At 65.5% G+C, this 14,609-nt stretch carries 18 protein-coding genes; 4 read left to right on the forward strand and 14 right to left on the reverse strand.

Going from position 1 to position 14,609, the window contains the following annotated elements; genetic code table 11:
• Positions 1 to 209 precede the first annotated feature (209 nt).
• Positions 210 to 761, forward strand: a complete 552-nt coding sequence (locus BVE01S_RS00045) for an FKBP-type peptidyl-prolyl cis-trans isomerase (protein ID WP_017506749.1) — start codon at positions 210 to 212, stop codon at positions 759 to 761.
• Between the two features lie 3 nt (positions 762 to 764).
• On the opposite strand, the gene BVE01S_RS00050 is transcribed toward BVE01S_RS00045, so the two are convergent.
• The 3 genes from BVE01S_RS00050 to BVE01S_RS00060 all read right to left on the reverse strand — a co-directional run bounded on the left by BVE01S_RS00050 (position 765) and on the right by BVE01S_RS00060 (position 2,826).
• On the reverse strand, positions 765 to 1,193 hold the full coding sequence (locus BVE01S_RS00050; RefSeq protein WP_084375219.1) for a J domain-containing protein: 429 nt from the start codon (positions 1,191 to 1,193) through the stop codon (positions 765 to 767).
• 7 nt (positions 1,194 to 1,200) lie between these two features.
• Positions 1,201 to 2,037: a division plane positioning ATPase MipZ gene (locus BVE01S_RS00055; protein ID WP_066622744.1), complete on the reverse strand. Its 837-nt coding sequence runs from the start codon at positions 2,035 to 2,037 to the stop codon at positions 1,201 to 1,203.
• Positions 2,038 to 2,166: 129 nt separating this feature from the next.
• Positions 2,167 to 2,826 (reverse strand): SPOR domain-containing protein, encoded by a 660-nt coding sequence (locus BVE01S_RS00060; RefSeq protein WP_066622746.1) that lies wholly within the window; start codon positions 2,824 to 2,826, stop codon positions 2,167 to 2,169.
• Positions 2,827 to 2,901: 75 nt separating this feature from the next.
• On the opposite strand from BVE01S_RS00060, the gene panC reads away from it, so the two are divergent.
• On the forward strand, positions 2,902 to 3,762 hold the full coding sequence (gene panC / locus BVE01S_RS00065; RefSeq protein WP_066622749.1) for a pantoate--beta-alanine ligase: 861 nt from the start codon (positions 2,902 to 2,904) through the stop codon (positions 3,760 to 3,762).
• 44 nt (positions 3,763 to 3,806) lie between these two features.
• On the opposite strand, the gene BVE01S_RS00070 is transcribed toward panC, so the two are convergent.
• The 4 genes from BVE01S_RS00070 to BVE01S_RS16970 form a co-directional block, all read right to left on the reverse strand.
• Positions 3,807 to 4,529, reverse strand: a complete 723-nt coding sequence (locus BVE01S_RS00070; RefSeq protein WP_231868790.1) for a chorismate mutase — start codon at positions 4,527 to 4,529, stop codon at positions 3,807 to 3,809.
• Positions 4,530 to 4,847: 318 nt separating this feature from the next.
• Positions 4,848 to 5,423, reverse strand: a complete 576-nt coding sequence (locus BVE01S_RS00075) for a prephenate dehydratase domain-containing protein (protein WP_066622754.1) — start codon at positions 5,421 to 5,423, stop codon at positions 4,848 to 4,850.
• Between the two features lie 90 nt (positions 5,424 to 5,513).
• Complete coding sequence (locus BVE01S_RS00080; RefSeq protein WP_066622756.1) at positions 5,514 to 6,884, reverse strand: class II 3-deoxy-7-phosphoheptulonate synthase; 1,371 nt, start codon at positions 6,882 to 6,884, stop codon at positions 5,514 to 5,516.
• A gap of 66 nt (positions 6,885 to 6,950) precedes the next feature.
• Positions 6,951 to 7,091: a hypothetical protein gene (locus tag BVE01S_RS16970; RefSeq protein ID WP_165116349.1), complete on the reverse strand. Its 141-nt coding sequence runs from the start codon at positions 7,089 to 7,091 to the stop codon at positions 6,951 to 6,953.
• Positions 7,092 to 7,333: 242 nt separating this feature from the next.
• Here BVE01S_RS16970 and BVE01S_RS00085 point away from each other — a divergent pair, with 242 nt between their 5' ends.
• Positions 7,334 to 8,215, forward strand: coding sequence for an ROK family protein (locus tag BVE01S_RS00085; RefSeq protein ID WP_066622758.1), 882 nt, complete (start codon positions 7,334 to 7,336; stop codon positions 8,213 to 8,215).
• A 128-nt stretch (positions 8,216 to 8,343) separates the two neighbouring features.
• Here the strand turns inward: BVE01S_RS00085 and BVE01S_RS00090 are convergent, their stop codons facing one another.
• From BVE01S_RS00090 to BVE01S_RS00115, 7 genes are all read right to left on the reverse strand, one after another.
• Positions 8,344 to 9,246, reverse strand: coding sequence for a nucleotidyl transferase AbiEii/AbiGii toxin family protein (locus BVE01S_RS00090; RefSeq protein ID WP_066622761.1), 903 nt, complete (start codon positions 9,244 to 9,246; stop codon positions 8,344 to 8,346).
• Entirely contained in the window at positions 9,239 to 9,796 is a 558-nt protein-coding gene (locus BVE01S_RS00095) for a type IV toxin-antitoxin system AbiEi family antitoxin domain-containing protein (RefSeq protein ID WP_218015892.1), read from the reverse strand. Before BVE01S_RS00095 ends, BVE01S_RS00090 begins: the two co-directional genes overlap by 8 nt.
• Positions 9,797 to 9,922: 126 nt before the next feature.
• On the reverse strand, positions 9,923 to 10,831 hold the full coding sequence (locus tag BVE01S_RS00100) for a tyrosine-type recombinase/integrase (protein ID WP_244878331.1): 909 nt from the start codon (positions 10,829 to 10,831) through the stop codon (positions 9,923 to 9,925).
• Between the two features lie 86 nt (positions 10,832 to 10,917).
• Positions 10,918 to 11,361 (reverse strand): hypothetical protein, encoded by a 444-nt coding sequence (locus tag BVE01S_RS17190; RefSeq protein ID WP_244878332.1) that lies wholly within the window; start codon positions 11,359 to 11,361, stop codon positions 10,918 to 10,920.
• A gap of 18 nt (positions 11,362 to 11,379) precedes the next feature.
• A complete protein-coding gene (locus BVE01S_RS00105; protein WP_169802105.1) occupies positions 11,380 to 13,461 on the reverse strand; it encodes a recombinase family protein in 2,082 nt (693 codons plus the stop codon).
• The gene (locus BVE01S_RS00110; RefSeq protein WP_066622773.1) at positions 13,461 to 13,727 is read right to left on the reverse strand and encodes a hypothetical protein; all 267 of its coding nucleotides are present in this window, start codon (positions 13,725 to 13,727) and stop codon (positions 13,461 to 13,463) included. The genes BVE01S_RS00105 and BVE01S_RS00110 overlap by 1 nt, the downstream gene beginning before the upstream one ends.
• Positions 13,724 to 13,906 carry a hypothetical protein gene (locus BVE01S_RS00115; protein ID WP_066622780.1) on the reverse strand — a complete coding sequence of 61 codons (183 nt, stop codon included), beginning with the start codon at positions 13,904 to 13,906 and terminating at the stop codon, positions 13,724 to 13,726. The genes BVE01S_RS00110 and BVE01S_RS00115 overlap by 4 nt, the downstream gene beginning before the upstream one ends.
• 114 nt (positions 13,907 to 14,020) lie before the next feature.
• Between BVE01S_RS00115 and BVE01S_RS00120 the strand changes: the two genes are divergently transcribed.
• Entirely contained in the window at positions 14,021 to 14,599 is a 579-nt protein-coding gene (locus BVE01S_RS00120) for a helix-turn-helix domain-containing protein (protein WP_169802106.1), read from the forward strand.
• The last annotated feature ends 10 nt before the right edge of the window (positions 14,600 to 14,609 follow it).

Here is a 14,609-nt window from a genome sequence, read left to right on the forward strand (position 1 = left end):
ATGTACCGGCTCCCTGGGAAGGAGCCGCGCCTTCGCTCGGTCGGAGGGCGACGGACCGGGCCTCGGCGCTTGCGCGCAGACTCATATGGAGTGTTGCGGAGCGCGCACATATACGCGCATTCGCGACGAAATAAAGGCCCCAGGGAACCTTTTCGACAGAGCGGACCAATATCGTTGCGAGCGACGATGGCCTGATCTAGCGTCGCCTTATGACACGTATCGCCCTGCCCCTGCTTGCCGCTCTCGCCCTTTCCGCCTGCGCCACCCATCGCGAGCCGGTGACCTATGCCGAGACGGCTTCGGCCGCCGCGCGCGCCGCCGATCAGGTCAACGGCCAGGGGGCCCTGACGCCGCAGCAGGCCTGGGACGCCGGCAACACCGCCTACCTCGCCTGGAACGGCGCGCGGCGCGGCTGGACCACCACCGAAAGCGGCCTGCAATATCGCCGCGTCGGCAAGGCCCACCCCGAGGGCGCTCAGCCGAAGGCGACCGACACGGTCAAGGTCCACTATCGCGGCACCTTCATTGACGGGCGCGAGTTCGACAGTTCCTACGCCCGCAACGAACCGGCCGAGTTCCCGCTGAACCGCGTCATCAAGGGCTGGACCGAGGGCGTGGCCCTGATGCGCGTCGGGGAAATCTACGAGTTCGTCATCCCCGCCTCGCTGGGCTACGGCTCGCGCTGGGTCGGCGGCGACGAACTGCCGCCCAACTCGACCCTGCGCTTCTCGGTCGAACTGCTGGACGTCAAGCCGGGCTGACGATCAGCGGCGCCCGGATTTTCCCAGCAGTCGATCGCGCGCGGCGTTGACGCGCATCGCCAGTCCCTCCGTGCCGCCCTGGTCTGGGTGGGCGCGGGCCATGGCGCGTTTCCATGCCGCGCGGATTTCAGCCTCGGTCGCGGCAGGCCCGACGCCCAGCACGGCGCGGGCGTCAGCATCGCTGATGGGTTCGGATCGGATGATCGGTCGGAGTCGGGACGACCAGGCCAGATAAAGTCCTGCCCCGGCCAGCGCCGCCGCCGTCAGCCACGATCCACGAAACGCCGCCAGCGCGCCGCCCGCCAGCAGCACCGCGCCCAGCAGGGTCGCGGTCACGCGCCAGTGGCCCCGTCCGCGTCGCTCGGTCTGCCGGCCCAGCCGCACCAGCGCCCATACGGCGATCGCCGCCAGGGCCAGCCAGATCAACCCCATCAGGCGATCAGGCCGCCACGTCCAAAGGGCTGAGAACCTGCTCCAGGCCCATGGCCATCATCAGATTGCGCATCTCCTGGCGCGCGGCGACATGGGCCAAGGACACCGCGACCGGCCGGATGTCGTTCGACAGGTCCGCCACCGTCAGGCCGAACGGGAACAGCTCGCGATAGATGACCCGATCGCGCAGGCCCGGCCCGACGCGGAAGCCGACGCGTTTAGCCAGCTTGGTCATCCGTTCTTCCAGACGCTTGCGGTTGCGGGCCTCCGCGACGGCGAGGCGGTTGGTGACCACCAGCCAGTCGATCGTGGCGTGACGGCCTTGGGCGATGGCGCGCTGCTTGCGCGCCTCCCAGACGCTCTCGGAATAGATTGAGGGTTTCAGCAGGTCCAGGGTGACCGGATCGACGTCGCCCAACAGGTCGAAATCGACAAAGCTGTCGTTCATCGGCGTCACGATCTGATCGGCGCGGGCGTGGGCGGCGCTCGAAACGGCCGTGTCCCCCCCGGGCGTGTCGATCAGGATGCAGTCGACGCCCCGCGCCGCCGCCTCGTCGAAGGCGCGCTCGAAGGTGGCGATCTGGTCGGCGACATCCGCCTTGGCCAGGGCCTTGCCGTCGCCCATGTCGGGCACGAAGGGTTGGGGAAGCTCGTGACCGTTCGCGGCTAGCCAGGCGGCGCGGTTCTGGAAGAACCGCTGCATCGAGCGCTGGCGCAGGTCCAGATCGATGATCGCCACCGAGCGCCCGGCGTGCAGCAGGCCGGTCACGATGTGGATGGCCAGGGTGGACTTGCCCGCCCCGCCCTTTTCGTTGCCGAGGACGATCACATGCGGCTGCGTCATTCGAGGGAATCCTCTGTGCCGACCGCGCGACTCAGACTGCGCGGTCCTAGGTCCGGCGAGACTCGGCCTCAACGGGCCAAACGTCAACGGAACCTTAACGCAGACCTGTGGACGGCGAACCGGGGTCGGTCAGCTGTTGCGCGCGCACCAAGCGTCGGCGACAGCGGCGGAGCGGCACACCGCAGCGGCGGTTTCGGTCGAGACCGGCCCGACCTTCAGCCGCGTCAGCCGACGGCCGTTGACTTCAACCTCCTGATAGATCGGCGACAATCCCGACAGGTCTGACGTGGCCTTCATCCGATCCCAAGCCTGACGCGCGCCGGCCGCACTGGCATAGGCGCCCAGTTGGATTGTTCGTCCGGTCTCACGCGCCGTCGTAAGGCTGGCGGGACGCAACACCGGCGGGCGAACCCGCGAGACCGCCTCATCCGCCACGGCTTTGACAACTGCGGGCGAGGCAGCCCGAACGACCGCATCGCGCAGGCCTGCATCTTCACCGACGGGGCGAAGGCCTACCTGAACGTCTCGGGCGTCCCACATGGCGTGGGGATCCATGACTTCGACCTTAACCGGCGTGAAGCGCACAGGCCGCAGTCCGGCCTTTTCAGTCACGGCATGCCGGGTTTCGCGGTCACCGGCCGAGAGCGGAATGTCGATCGCCGCGACGTTCTCGGCCATCGCACTGAATCGATGGGGATCGCTGTCCACCGCGCCACAGCCGGCGACGGCTAGGCTGCTGGCGAAAGCCAGGGCGATCAGAACTGGACGGGTCGCTTCTGCGGGCGTCATAAGCACGACCCTAGAGCCCAGACTTTGCGGTCTGGTGCATCAACAGGCTTAAGCGGAAAGGTTAATCGCTTCATCATGATAGACGCCGCCCCCCTCCCCGTCGTCCGCACCGTCGCCGACCTGCGGGCGATCGTCCGGGACTGGAAACGTCAAGGCCTGAGCGTCGGCATGGTTCCGACCATGGGCGCCCTGCATGAAGGCCACCTGACCCTGGTGCGCGAGGCCGCACGCCGCGCCGACCGCGTCGTCGCCTCCAACTTTGTCAATCCCACCCAGTTCGCGGCGCATGAGGATCTGGGCAAATATCCCCGCCAGCAGGAGGACGACGCCCGTTTGCTGGCCGGCGCCGGCTGCCACCTGATGTTCGCGCCCTCAGCCGACGAGATGTATCCGGAGGGTTTTGCGACAACCGTCGCCGTCGCGGGCCCGGCGCTGGGTCTTGAGGGCGATTTCCGGCCGCAGATGTTCGGCGGGGTCGCCCTGGTGGTCACCAAGCTGTTCAACCAGGTCCAGCCCGATGTCGCCGTCTTTGGCGAGAAGGACTACCAACAGCTGATGGTCGTTCGTCGGTTCGTGCGCGACCTGGACCTGCCGGTCGAGATCGTCGGCGCGCCGACGGAGCGGGACGGCTGGGGCCTGGCCCTGTCGTCACGCAACGCCTACCTGTCCGAGACTGAGCTTGAGACCGCGCGCCGGCTGAACGGCATTCTGGCGGAAGCCGGCGTCCATGCCTCAAGCGGCCGCCCCCTGCCCGGCGTTGAGCGTGAAGCCTATGCCGCCCTTCTAAAAGCCGGGTTTGATCGGGTCGATTACGTCGCCATCCGCCACGCCGAGGACCTTACGCCCTTCCGCAACGACATCGTCGACGCCCCCGCCCGCATCCTGGCCGCCGCCTGGCTGGGCAAGACGCGCCTGATCGACAATATGGCGGTCTGAAACGACAATGGCCGCATCCGTTCGCCGGATGCGGCCGTGTCAGATCAGCCGATCGCGCCGACGCAGCCCTCGGCGTCGCCTGGCGCCAGATCGGCGTCCGTCAGGGCGATGGTCCAGCCGTGATGGGTGTTCAGGCCCCAGCGCCGGGCGCCGCCGCCGTCGCCGGCGTCCCCACCCGCTGTGACCACCACGCGTCGGCCCTTGGGCAGAGCCGGCGGATCGATCTTCCCAACCGCCAGAGACGTCGGCGTCTCGCCGCCGTAGCCGTCGAACACGCTCAACATCGACCATTCGCGGCGCAGGCCCATCCACCAAGCGTCCTCGGTATTGATCGCCAGCACGGCGATCCCGTGGCCCTCGGCGGCGAAGGCCAGGGCCTTTTGCGGATCGCGCACCATCTTGATGTCGGCGGCGGCGCCGAAACGCAGGCGCGCGCCGTCATAGGCGCGGGTCGGTTCGATCGGGGCCCAGACCTGCACCTGAAGGCGGCCCTGGCGCGCCAGGCCCCATCCGACGATCTCGCGCCACAGATGTTCAACCGCCTCGGCGTTCTCGGGCTTGGCCTGCTTGAGCATGCGCGAGAGGACGGTTTGTTCGCGATCGGGACGCAGCTTGGTGTGCGGTCCCGTGGGCGCGTCCTTGGCCCGGCCGACGGTGGCGGCGATGGCCAGGCGTTGCTCGAACAGGGCCAGGATCTGGTCGTCGATGCCGTCGATTTCGGCGCGCAGGGCGGCCAGCGCCTGCTGTTCGGGGGTCAGGTCGGCCATGTCAGGCCAGACTTGCTGAAGGTTGGAATGGGGCATGGGATAGGGCTTTCAGGATTCTGAGATTCGATATGTGCAGGGGCGAACAGCCGCTCTGGTCCAGAGCGGTCGCCGGTGAAGCAGTCAGGGACGGAGTGCGCCCGACGCCTCAGCCGGCGTATCGAAAGCCGTAAAAGCCGTAGCCGAAATAGAGGCCGGAAACCGCGCGCGAACGGTCGAAAGAAACAGAAAGAGCGCGCAGGCGGGACATGGTCCGGTTCCGGTCTATGCGGATCGTGTTGCGATCCGTGGGTGTCTTAAGGACGCAAAGACCGTGCGCCGTCAAGCCTCAGGCAAGCTCAACAGGACAAAACGCGTCTGATTATCGCCGGAATCCTGCAAGTCGTTGCGCAGGATCGACAGACCATACACCTCGGCGGCGCCGACCGGGGCGATGGCCGCCCGTGTCGGGTCGCCCGCTTCTGCCACATCGCGCGCCGCGCCTGCGGTATCGAAATGCTCGATGACCTCGACATTCAAACCGGCCAGCGTGTCCTTGCACTGGGCTAGGGCGATGGGGTGGCTCTCGACCGTGCGGATATCGGACAGACGCGCGCCGTCGATCGCCATCAGCGCATGACGGATCGGCCGCCAGACCTGAGCGACCGGCTCCACGCCAATCGCACCGACCAGCGTCGCCGCCGGCTCGACCACGCCGATGGTCGAGTTCTCGACAGGGATCAGGGCGCAACCACAGTCGCCGGCGCGCAACGCATCCAGGGCCTGGGCGAAGGTTTCGAACGCCACCGCCTCGTCCCACGGACGCAGGGCCAGACAGGCCTCATGGCTGAACGATCCGGGCGCGCCCTGATAGGCGACCCGGCCGGGCTTTTCCTCAGTTGGAGCCGCTACTTGCATCGATCACTCCCTCGGTCTCGGATCGATCTGGCGCTGCCTCGGTGGCGTCACCATGACCGGATCGGCCCGCATCTGGGGCGCTGACGACGGCTAGGCCGCCGCCGACTGCGCCACCCGCCCGGCCTTCAGCCGCTCCGCGACCAGGAAGGCCAGCTCCAGCGCCTGGTCGGCGTTCAGGCGCGGATCGCAGTGGGTGTGGTAGCGATTGGACAGATCGTCCTCTGTAACCGCCTGGGCGCCGCCGATGCATTCGGTGACGTTCTGGCCGGTCATTTCCAGGTGGACGCCGCCGGGGTGGACGCCCTCGGCCTCGGCCACGTCGATGAAGGTCCGGACCTCGCCCAGAATCCGGTCGAACGGCCGGGTCTTGTAGCCATTGCCGGCCTTCAACGTGTTGCCGTGCATCGGGTCGATGGACCAGATCACCTTGCGGCCCGAGGCCTTCACCTCGCGCATCAGCTTGGGCAGGCGCTCGCCGACCTTGTCGTGACCGAAGCGTCCGATCAGCGTCAGACGACCGGAAACATTGTCCGGGTTTAGGGCGTCGATCAGCGGCAGCAGGTCGTCGGCGGTCATGGTCGGCCCGCACTTCACGCCGATCGGGTTCTTGATCCCCTTCATGAACTCGACGTGGGCGCCGTCCAGCTGACGCGTGCGCTCGCCGATCCACAGCATGTGGGCCGAGGTGTCGAACCATTCACCCGAACCGCCGTCCAGACGCGTCAGGGCGCTTTCGACGTTCAGCAGCAGGGCCTCGTGGCTGGTGAAGACCTCGACCCGGCTGAGGTCCGGATGCGTCTCGGGCGTGACGCCGACCGCCTCCATGAAGGCCAGGGCCTCGGTGATCTTGTCGGCCAGCTCACGGTACTGGGCGCCGGCGGCATTGTCGCCGGCGAAGCCCAGGGTCCAGCGATGGATATTGTACAGGTCGGCATAGCCGCCGCCGGCGAAGGCGCGCAGCAGGTTCAGCGTCGAGGCCGACTGGTTATAGGCGCGGATCAGACGCTGCGGATCGGGCGCGCGCTCATCTGGCGTGAAGCCCATGCCGTTGATGATGTCGCCGCGATAGCTGGGCAGTTCGACGCCGTCGATCTCTTCCAATGGCGACGAGCGGGGCTTGGCGAACTGGCCGGCGATCCGCCCTACCTTCACCACCGGCTTGCGCCCAGCGAACGTCAGGACGACCGCCATCTGCAGGATCAGGCGGAAGGTGTCGCGGATATTGTCTGTCGAGAACTCCTTGAAGCTCTCGGCGCAGTCGCCGCCCTGAAGCAGGAAGGCGTCGCCCCGCTCGACCTGCGCCAGCTTCGACGTCAGGCGCCGCGCTTCGCCGGCGAAGACCAGCGGCGGCAAGGCGCGCAGCTCGTCTTCCACCCGCGCGAGGGCGGCAGGATCCGGATAGTCCGCCGGCATATGCAGGGCGGTCTTGGTTCTCCAGCTTTCGGGGGTCCAGCGTGTCATCGCGCAAGAATAGGGCTTCGCGCCTATTCAAACAACGAAAAGGCAGGCGGATTTTGCCGCGAAATGTCAGTCTTCCGAAGAAGGCGACTTTTCCGCCGCAGCTTCAGCCTTGCGTTCGGCCTTCGCCGCCGCCTTCTCGGCCGCCTTCAGCGCTGCGGCGCGCTCGCGTTCCTGACGCTCAAAGCTGTAGTTGGGTTTGCGAGCCATCGGCGTCCTCGTCTCATATCTTGATCTTGCGGTGAAGGTGGCGATGCATTCGGTCAGACGCAATCGCCAAATCCAGCACCATGCAAAAGCGGCTCACAGCAGTCTCTCCTTGCGCATCAAAATCTTGGCGGCGGCGTCGAAGGCGATGAACAGGCGGGCTAGAAGGGTCATGGGCTTTGAACGCTTGGCCCTATTTGATGTTCAGTCCCGCGAACCTTCGTCGCACCCGAAAGACAGGAGCCATGTCTACCCAACCCATCCTCCTCGGCGGTGTCGACCAGATTCGTATACCCACGACGTCGCCCGACGAGACGCTCGATGCGGTTGCAGCCTTCTTCGTCAACGCCCAGTCGAGGCACGGCCGGCTTTCTGCGCTGGCGATCGTCAGTTTCGGCCCTTTGTCCTTGAAACCGGACGCGCCGGATTTCGGCGCTATCACCAGCACGCCCAAGCCCGGCTGGAGCGACGTCAACCTGTTGGCCCATCTGCGCCGTTTCATCGATGTTCCAATGACGCTGGACACCGACGTGAACGGCGCGGCCGTGGGCGAACGCCTGTTCGGCAGCGGGCAAGGGCTGGAGAGCTTCTGCTACGTCACGGTCGGCACGGGCGTCGGGGTCGGGGTGATGATCGGGGGCGCGCCGCATGGCGGTGCGAACCATCCCGAAGCCGGTCATATCCGACTGCCGCGCGCCAAGGGCGACCAGACGTTCTCGGGCGTCTGCCCCTTCCACGGCGACTGCCTGGAAGGCCTGGTGAGCGGGCCGGCGCTGCAAGCGCGCTGTGGCGCGGCGGCCGAGACTTTTTCTCACGATCATCCGGCCTGGCCGATGGCGGCGGAGTATATCGCCGGCCTGTGCACCAACTTGACCTACACGCTGCGGCCGGAGCGAATCATCATCGGCGGCGGCGTGATGCAGCCGCACATGTACGATCTGGTCAGACAGGCGCTGGTGAAACAGCTTGGCGGCTATGACGCGAGCCTGCGGGATCTGGATATGAAGACCTATATCGCGGCGCCGACCGCGGGGGTGTCCGCGGGCCTGGTCGGCGCATTGGCCCTCGCCTATCGTTCCGTCACGGGCGCGTGGCCCAAGAACTGGGGAACGCAAGGCCAAGTTTAGATCGAAGTGGAAATGGTGGACGCGACAGGGATTGAACCTGTGACCCCCTCGGTGTGAACAAGGGCGATACAGATGCTGTCCAGTCATAGCAGGGGTTTCAGGGGTAAGTTTTAGCGCAAAAAGTCTTCCTACGAGGTCGTATCTGGGGGGAAACACGGGGGCGCCCGATCAAGACGGGAAGCGGAGACGACATGCGGCATGAGGAAGCCGGCCAACGCAACCACGACGCCGTCGAGGGTGCCGGGGTCCTCAGCAACATTTTCTACAAAAGCCCGCCACTGCGCCTGTTTTTCCGGATCGCCTGAGAAGGCCGGCGTCAGGGCGTCGGGCGGTTCGGTTGGCAATGGTGTGCCGCGCCGAGCAAAGGTTGCCGCCATGGCCCGCGCCAGCCGGTCGTCGTCGAAGGTGAACAGACGGCTCAGCACCCAGATGTCGTAGAAGTCCTTGAGCCGGGTATTGGCCCGTCCGAGGTCGACCATAGCCTGGAACTTCTCGGCTATGACCGTCTCGCGGGCATAGGCCCGCAATCGGGGTGCAGGGAAATCGAGCAAGGCGGGGTAGTCCAACTCCTGGATGCCCGGCTCGGTGGCGTCTCCAAAGCCTATGTCGATCGTGACCTTGATCCTGGCTTTGTCGATGGTGGCAGTGGTCTGCAAGCGCAGGCCCCCATAGGCGACCTCCTCGCGAATTCTGTCGACCTTCAGGGCGTCGATGTCGAAGGCGACGCCGTCGTCGACATCGACGGCAAGGACCTCGCGGAAGACCTGCAACATGCCCTCAGGGCTCGGCTCGCCGAAGCCAAGGAAGTCGATGTCACGCGTGGCTCGGAGCGGGATTTCGAGCCAGGTTATGAGCAGCATGGCGCCCTTGAGCACGAAGCGCTCGGCGTGCTCCGTTCGTGCCAGCCGATACAACAGACGCTCCAGTGCATAATGCACAAGGAGGCTCTCGAAAGGCCGCCCCGTCTCCCGCGAAAGATTCAGCAGCCGTGCGCGGACCGAGGCTTCAATGTTGCGGGCTGGGTCAGCCATTGGCGGTTAGCGCCGTCAGATAGGGCCGGACGATCGTTCCGACCCGACCCTGTTCTGCTGCGATCAGGATGTCGGACGGACTGGCCTTTCGCTGCCGAAGCGCTTCCTGGAGCCCCTCCAGGGCAACAGAAAGCCCGACGGTGCGGCGGTGGCGGAAGGCATCGGCGATGGTCTTGGCAACACCAAAGATGCGGACCTGCACGTCTTCGATGACGACGGTCTCGACGCCGGTCTCCAGCAGGTGATCCGCGAACCGAACGATCCGCAGCGGCGGCTGTGAGGCGCTGGGCGACCAGTCCCTATGTCCGATCGCCATCCAGACCTTGGACGGCAGTTGATCGGTCAGGCCATGATAGGTGAGAGCGGACACCAGACAGATGATGCCGTTCGGGACCCGCAGGGCTGCTGCCGCGAGCGTGTGGTTGCTTGTGTAGTCTGCGTCCGTCGCCTGGTAGAGGCCGCGCGCCAGCTTCACGACCTCGCCTGCGTCCAGCATTCGACGGACCGTTGCGGCAGTGACGCCGACGGCTTTGAGGTCAGCGAGACGCATCATGCCTCGTGCGGCAAGGGTCTTACGGGCAAGGTCACGGTTGGTTGGCGCGTTGGTCAAAGGCTACGAAACCTCAGAGGTTAGGTGCTAATATCCGAGGATTTGTATCACGACGGTTAAGGCCGGTCACCGGTCCTTGGTGTTCGTAAAGGCCGAACGGGCGCTGGCGTGATGATTAGGCCTGTGGTGACCGTAGTTCCTCTCCAGCATCTCGACGGTCATGCCGAGGTAGCCAGCGGCTTCCCATACCGGAACGTCATTCTCCATCAGCCAAGTCGCGCAGGTGTGGCGCATCCAGTGAGGCGTCAGGGTCTCGGGGTCCAGACCGGCATCCCGTGCGATCCCTTCAAACCCCGTGCGAATCCGGCCAGCCAGCGCGCGGCCGCCATGGTGGATCACCGTGCCCGGACCATCGTCGTCGTCACCGCCGTCAGCAAAGGAGAGGCTATCCATCCGGCGCCAGCGGCGCAGATGGGCCAGCAGGCGACCCGGGATTTTAACCAGCGGGCGACGCTTGTTGCGATGATCCCGCTCCCGACGACCGCGCCGATAGATGATGCCCGCGTCCAGATCGACCCATGCCGACTCGTCCGACATCTCCCACCGCACCTTCGGCAGAACCCCGGGCCGCGTCCCCGTATAGAAACCCATGAGCAGAAACCGGCGCAGATGGGCTCGGTTCTTGCGGCTCGACGGCACCAGCCGAGTCCACTTCCCGGTCGTTTTGTCCAAGCGATAGCCCATCGCTGCCTTCAGCAGCCGGGCGGCCTGTTGGCGAGTCAGGGCGTCGCGATTGCCCTCGTCTTTGTCCGGGAGGGTGAAGACCGGCAGCCGGGTCAGGGGAAACTCGCCGTTCCAATAGGAGACGGCGGCGGACAGGTCCTCAAGTTCCCGGCGGGCGGACTGATCGCTGACCCGAGGCGCGTTCGCGGTGTCCTTGTAGGACCGGTTCGGTTGAAGCACGCGCCAAGCCACATAGTCATTGCAACTCGACCGCTTGATGTCGCCGACAGTCGCCTCTCCCCAAAACTCCAAGAGAGTTTCCAGCCGCCCCCGGCAAGACACGGGGTCAGCGACGCTCGGTGCCTTTTCCCGTGCATACAGGGCGATGACGTCGGCGATCAGGACATGATCGGGGTCGCGGGCGCGTCCATGTTGCGGTTCCGGTTGGCGTTTCGCTCCGAGGTACTGCCAGAGCGCTTCTTGAGCGCCTTCAAACTCATTCGGGCCGCAGCCAGTGCTGACCTCTGTTCGACCATCGCGGATGACGTAGACGGCTTCTGTCCGTCGGTCGACTCGCGCCGGGCGTAGATGAAGTCGGGGGCCTTTTGGCTTTCGGGGCATGACAGGGTGCGCGGTTGGAACAGGGCTTTGAGGTTGGCGGGGGTGACGTAGTAGCGACCGGCGACCATGGCCGTGGGCAGCCGGCCGTTGATGATCTCCGTGCGTAGGGAGGACACTGTGAGCGGTCCTTGGGGGTAGAAGACCGCCACCGCTTCCTTCAGGGTCATCGGCTCGTCATCGGCCCAGTCGTTGGGCGAAGGACGAAGCGCAAGACGAGCCATCGGGTTACGGACCATATATCAATCGTCCGCCCCCTCGTCGGTGCGAGGAGGACCGACGACCACCACGACGGCCTCGGGTGCACTGAGGCGCATGACCGGGATGGTCTGGATCATCGGGGGCTGGGCGATGCGCGCCTTCCAGTCGTCGTCGCTCAGCCCCCGGTCGTTCCAGACATACCCGGTGTCGGGACTGCGCATGTTGATGCAGCGGATGAGGCCCTGTTCCTGCAGATAGCCGACGGCGTTGCGGGCGCGCTGGTCCGGCGAGCGGTCCGTGTCGGGCCCGGTGGTGGGGCCCGCCTCGCCGAGGGCCCGGGCCATCCTGTCCATGGGCACCGGCACGTCAGCCTCATCCAGCAGGCGCGCGAGGATCGGCAGGTCGGCCCGCACCGTGGCCAAACGGGGGTCGCGCCACTCCAGTACGTAGGAGATGGTCCAGACGTCAATCGCGTTGCCCAGACCGAACATCGGCCGATGTCCATGCTTGGCAACGCGATCGACGTTGAAGCCGGCGAGATCGATCAGGGCAGCCATGGGCCCCTCCACGGTGATGGTCATGTCGCCCGCACCCCGGCCATCCGCGACCGTGCCCGGAGTGGGGACCAGCACGATCCGGGTAATCAGACCCCGCAGCAGTTCCTTGGCCCGGGCAGCTTCGGCGTCGTCAGCCTGGAGCGCAGTGTGCAGGTCATCAAGGGTGCCCGAGATGGAGGCGATGATCGCCTCGATGTCGCCGCCCACGGGCGGTGGGGGCGGCACCTGTTTGACCTGAAGTTCAAGGCCCCGCTTCTCTGCGCCCAGGCGCTCCAGCTCGGTCAGCAGAAGTTGGCTGGCGAAGGACGACTCCGCGGCGCCGCCAAGCTGGACCATAAGATTGAATATGCACTCGTCGATGTTCTTCAGGCGATCGCGCTGGGACTGGACTTTGGCGGCGTGGTCGGCCCGGGCACTTTCGACCTCCTCGCGAAAAGCCGACAGAGCGGGGCCGAGAACGGCCGTGTTCAGGACGTGGACCTTGATGCGGTTAAAGATGGAGGTCTCTACCGCCTCGCGCGGCACGCGGCGGGAATTGGAGCAGATGCCCTTCAACTGGCGGCCCGTGCAGACGAACTTGCCGGTGTTGACGATGCAGGTGGACTTGCAGACGCCGCAGTGAACCTTACCGCTGAAGACGTATTCGACCTTGCGCTTGGTGTAGAACGGACGGTCGAAGTTCTCAGCAAGGCGCGCTTGGTTGCGGTCCCACAGGCCTTGATCGATGATCGCCAGCTCCGGGTGCTGCGTAATCATGCGTTCCGAATGCGCGGTGAAACGGGTCTTCATCCGCCCCTTGCGGCGCCGGCGGCTGGTCTTCCGAAACTGGTATTCGCCGGTGTAGATGGGGTTGCGCAGAATGCCCAAACCCCCGTTACGGTTGCCCAGGAGCGCGCCGGGACGCCAGTCCTTTCCCTTCGGCCCGGGCACGCCGTCGGCGTTCAAAGCCGCGCAGATTTCGAAAGTGGTGCGACCGGCGTCGAATTCGTTGTGGATGCGGACAACAATGGCCCCCTTCTTGGGCTCAATCTCCCGTAGCCCGTTGATGGGCTGGCCCTTGGCATCCAACTTGTGGACCTTGCAATAGCCATAAGGGATCGATCCAGACATGCGGCCTTGGCTGACCGCCAGTTCCTGGCCCCGCTTGGACTTGAAGACAGTCTGCTTGATGAACTCCTTGTTCTGAACGGCCTTGAAAGCCAGTTCGATGTCCGTGACCACACCACTGACAACGGTGCAGATGACGACGTCCAACTCGTCCAGGTCCTTGGCGATCTGGTGCATATCGGCCGCATCGCGGCTGGTGCGGTCGATGTCCTCGACCAGGAGCACATCAAATTCGCCACGTTCCGCCGCAGCCAGCATCTCGAACAAGCCCGCGCGACCCATGGTGGTGGTACCGGAGCGCTCTGCGTCGCTGAACCGCTTGAACTCCAACCAACTCCGCTCAGAGGCATACGCAGCACAGAGGCGCTCCTGGCCTTCAATGGAAGCCTGCTTCTGGCGATCAGTGGAGTAGCGGCTATAGAAGGCGACCCGGCTGCCGGGCGGGGGCAAGGCGCGCATCAGGGCGCCGTCGCTGTCGCGAGCTGCGGGCCGTTGTCGCCGTCCACGATCCATTCGTAGAATTCTTCGCCAGCGACGCTGAACAGCCGGTCGAACTCGTCACCCAGTCGATAGAGCAGTTGGCGGGGCGTTTCGTCGTCCTCGCCGGCATCATCGGTCAGCACCACAACGCGTCCACCCGACAGCCGGACTTCGCGGAAAACCGCACAGATCGTGTTGTGATCGACAGGCAGGGCACCGGCCAGGTGGATGGCGACTCGACTCATTGGACGTCGCCCGCCACCCGCACCCGCGCCGACAGGCGCGCCACCGCCAGGGCGAACGGCAGCAGCAGGGCGTCCAGGTCGGCCATCCCTTCGCTCAGTTCGGCTTCGCCACGGCGACGGCGGTCCTTGGCCAGCGTTTCGGCCATGTCGTAACCGCTCACGTCGATCGGCAAAATCATTTTCTCCTCCTGTGATTGCGCTTGCGCGTCGCGTTGGCGCGGTTCATAACGTAACCAACATCTAATACCGTGTCGTCGATGCGGTTAGTGTTTGGTTCACACGGGATGAGCAGGATGTCAAGCGCTGAGATTTCGCTCCGATACCGAGAGGGCCAGTTCACGCCCTCGGAAACGGCAGCCATCACCAGCACACCGCTGCACCTGCAACGTGACTGGCGCAGCCAAGGCCTGTTGCGGCCACGCGAAGGAGGCCGGGCAAGCTTCACACCGCGCGAATTGGCTGAAATGCGGTTGATGATGCGCTTGCGCAGCCTGGGGGTGTCCCTGCCGGACGCCCGGCGGGCGGCGGTGGAAGCGGCGCCCGGCGTCGTGTTCGCTGCTCTGGCTGAACACCAGAAGCAGACTTTGGCCGTCGACGGGACGGCAGCGGAGGCCGCCGCCTACATCGACTCGCTCGAACGGGGCGTCGATCAATCCTACATGCTGATCCTGGCCGAGCTTAACGACATGGCCCAGGTTTACCGGCACGCTTTTATCGAGAACGGCGAGTGTCGGCTTCTCCACGTCCTGAACGAAGACGCCGCCGATGAGACAATCGAAGCGGCGGGCTTGATCAATCTATGGGCGGTGGCGGCAGCGATTGCCAAGGCCGCCCCACGGCCTCTTTTCACCTTGGTCATGCCAAAGCGCTGATAGTTGAAGA

The sequence above is a fragment of the Brevundimonas vesicularis NBRC 12165 genome (assembly GCF_001592205.1).
Classification (GTDB): Bacteria; Pseudomonadota; Alphaproteobacteria; order Caulobacterales; family Caulobacteraceae; genus Brevundimonas; species Brevundimonas vesicularis.

Coding starts and splice junctions, on each gene's coding strand:
- BVE01S_RS00045 (WP_017506749.1), top strand. CDS start 210: ATGACACGTATCGCCCTGCCCCTGCTTGCCGCTCTCGCCCTTTCCGCC.
- BVE01S_RS00050 (WP_084375219.1), bottom strand. CDS start 1,193: ATGGGGTTGATCTGGCTGGCCCTGGCGGCGATCGCCGTATGGGCGCTG.
- BVE01S_RS00055 (WP_066622744.1), bottom strand. CDS start 2,037: ATGACGCAGCCGCATGTGATCGTCCTCGGCAACGAAAAGGGCGGGGCG.
- BVE01S_RS00060 (WP_066622746.1), bottom strand. CDS start 2,826: ATGACGCCCGCAGAAGCGACCCGTCCAGTTCTGATCGCCCTGGCTTTC.
- panC (WP_066622749.1), top strand. CDS start 2,902: ATGATAGACGCCGCCCCCCTCCCCGTCGTCCGCACCGTCGCCGACCTG.
- BVE01S_RS00070 (WP_231868790.1), bottom strand. CDS start 4,529: ATGGCCGACCTGACCCCCGAACAGCAGGCGCTGGCCGCCCTGCGCGCC.
- BVE01S_RS00075 (WP_066622754.1), bottom strand. CDS start 5,423: ATGCAAGTAGCGGCTCCAACTGAGGAAAAGCCCGGCCGGGTCGCCTAT.
- BVE01S_RS00080 (WP_066622756.1), bottom strand. CDS start 6,884: ATGACACGCTGGACCCCCGAAAGCTGGAGAACCAAGACCGCCCTGCAT.
- BVE01S_RS16970 (WP_165116349.1), bottom strand. CDS start 7,091: ATGGCTCGCAAACCCAACTACAGCTTTGAGCGTCAGGAACGCGAGCGC.
- BVE01S_RS00085 (WP_066622758.1), top strand. CDS start 7,334: ATGTCTACCCAACCCATCCTCCTCGGCGGTGTCGACCAGATTCGTATA.
- BVE01S_RS00090 (WP_066622761.1), bottom strand. CDS start 9,246: ATGGCTGACCCAGCCCGCAACATTGAAGCCTCGGTCCGCGCACGGCTG.
- BVE01S_RS00095 (WP_218015892.1), bottom strand. CDS start 9,796: ATGCGTCTCGCTGACCTCAAAGCCGTCGGCGTCACTGCCGCAACGGTC.
- BVE01S_RS17190 (WP_244878332.1), bottom strand. CDS start 11,361: ATGGCTCGTCTTGCGCTTCGTCCTTCGCCCAACGACTGGGCCGATGAC.
- BVE01S_RS00105 (WP_169802105.1), bottom strand. CDS start 13,461: ATGCGCGCCTTGCCCCCGCCCGGCAGCCGGGTCGCCTTCTATAGCCGC.
- BVE01S_RS00110 (WP_066622773.1), bottom strand. CDS start 13,727: ATGAGTCGAGTCGCCATCCACCTGGCCGGTGCCCTGCCTGTCGATCAC.
- BVE01S_RS00115 (WP_066622780.1), bottom strand. CDS start 13,906: ATGATTTTGCCGATCGACGTGAGCGGTTACGACATGGCCGAAACGCTG.
- BVE01S_RS00120 (WP_169802106.1), top strand. CDS start 14,021: ATGTCAAGCGCTGAGATTTCGCTCCGATACCGAGAGGGCCAGTTCACG.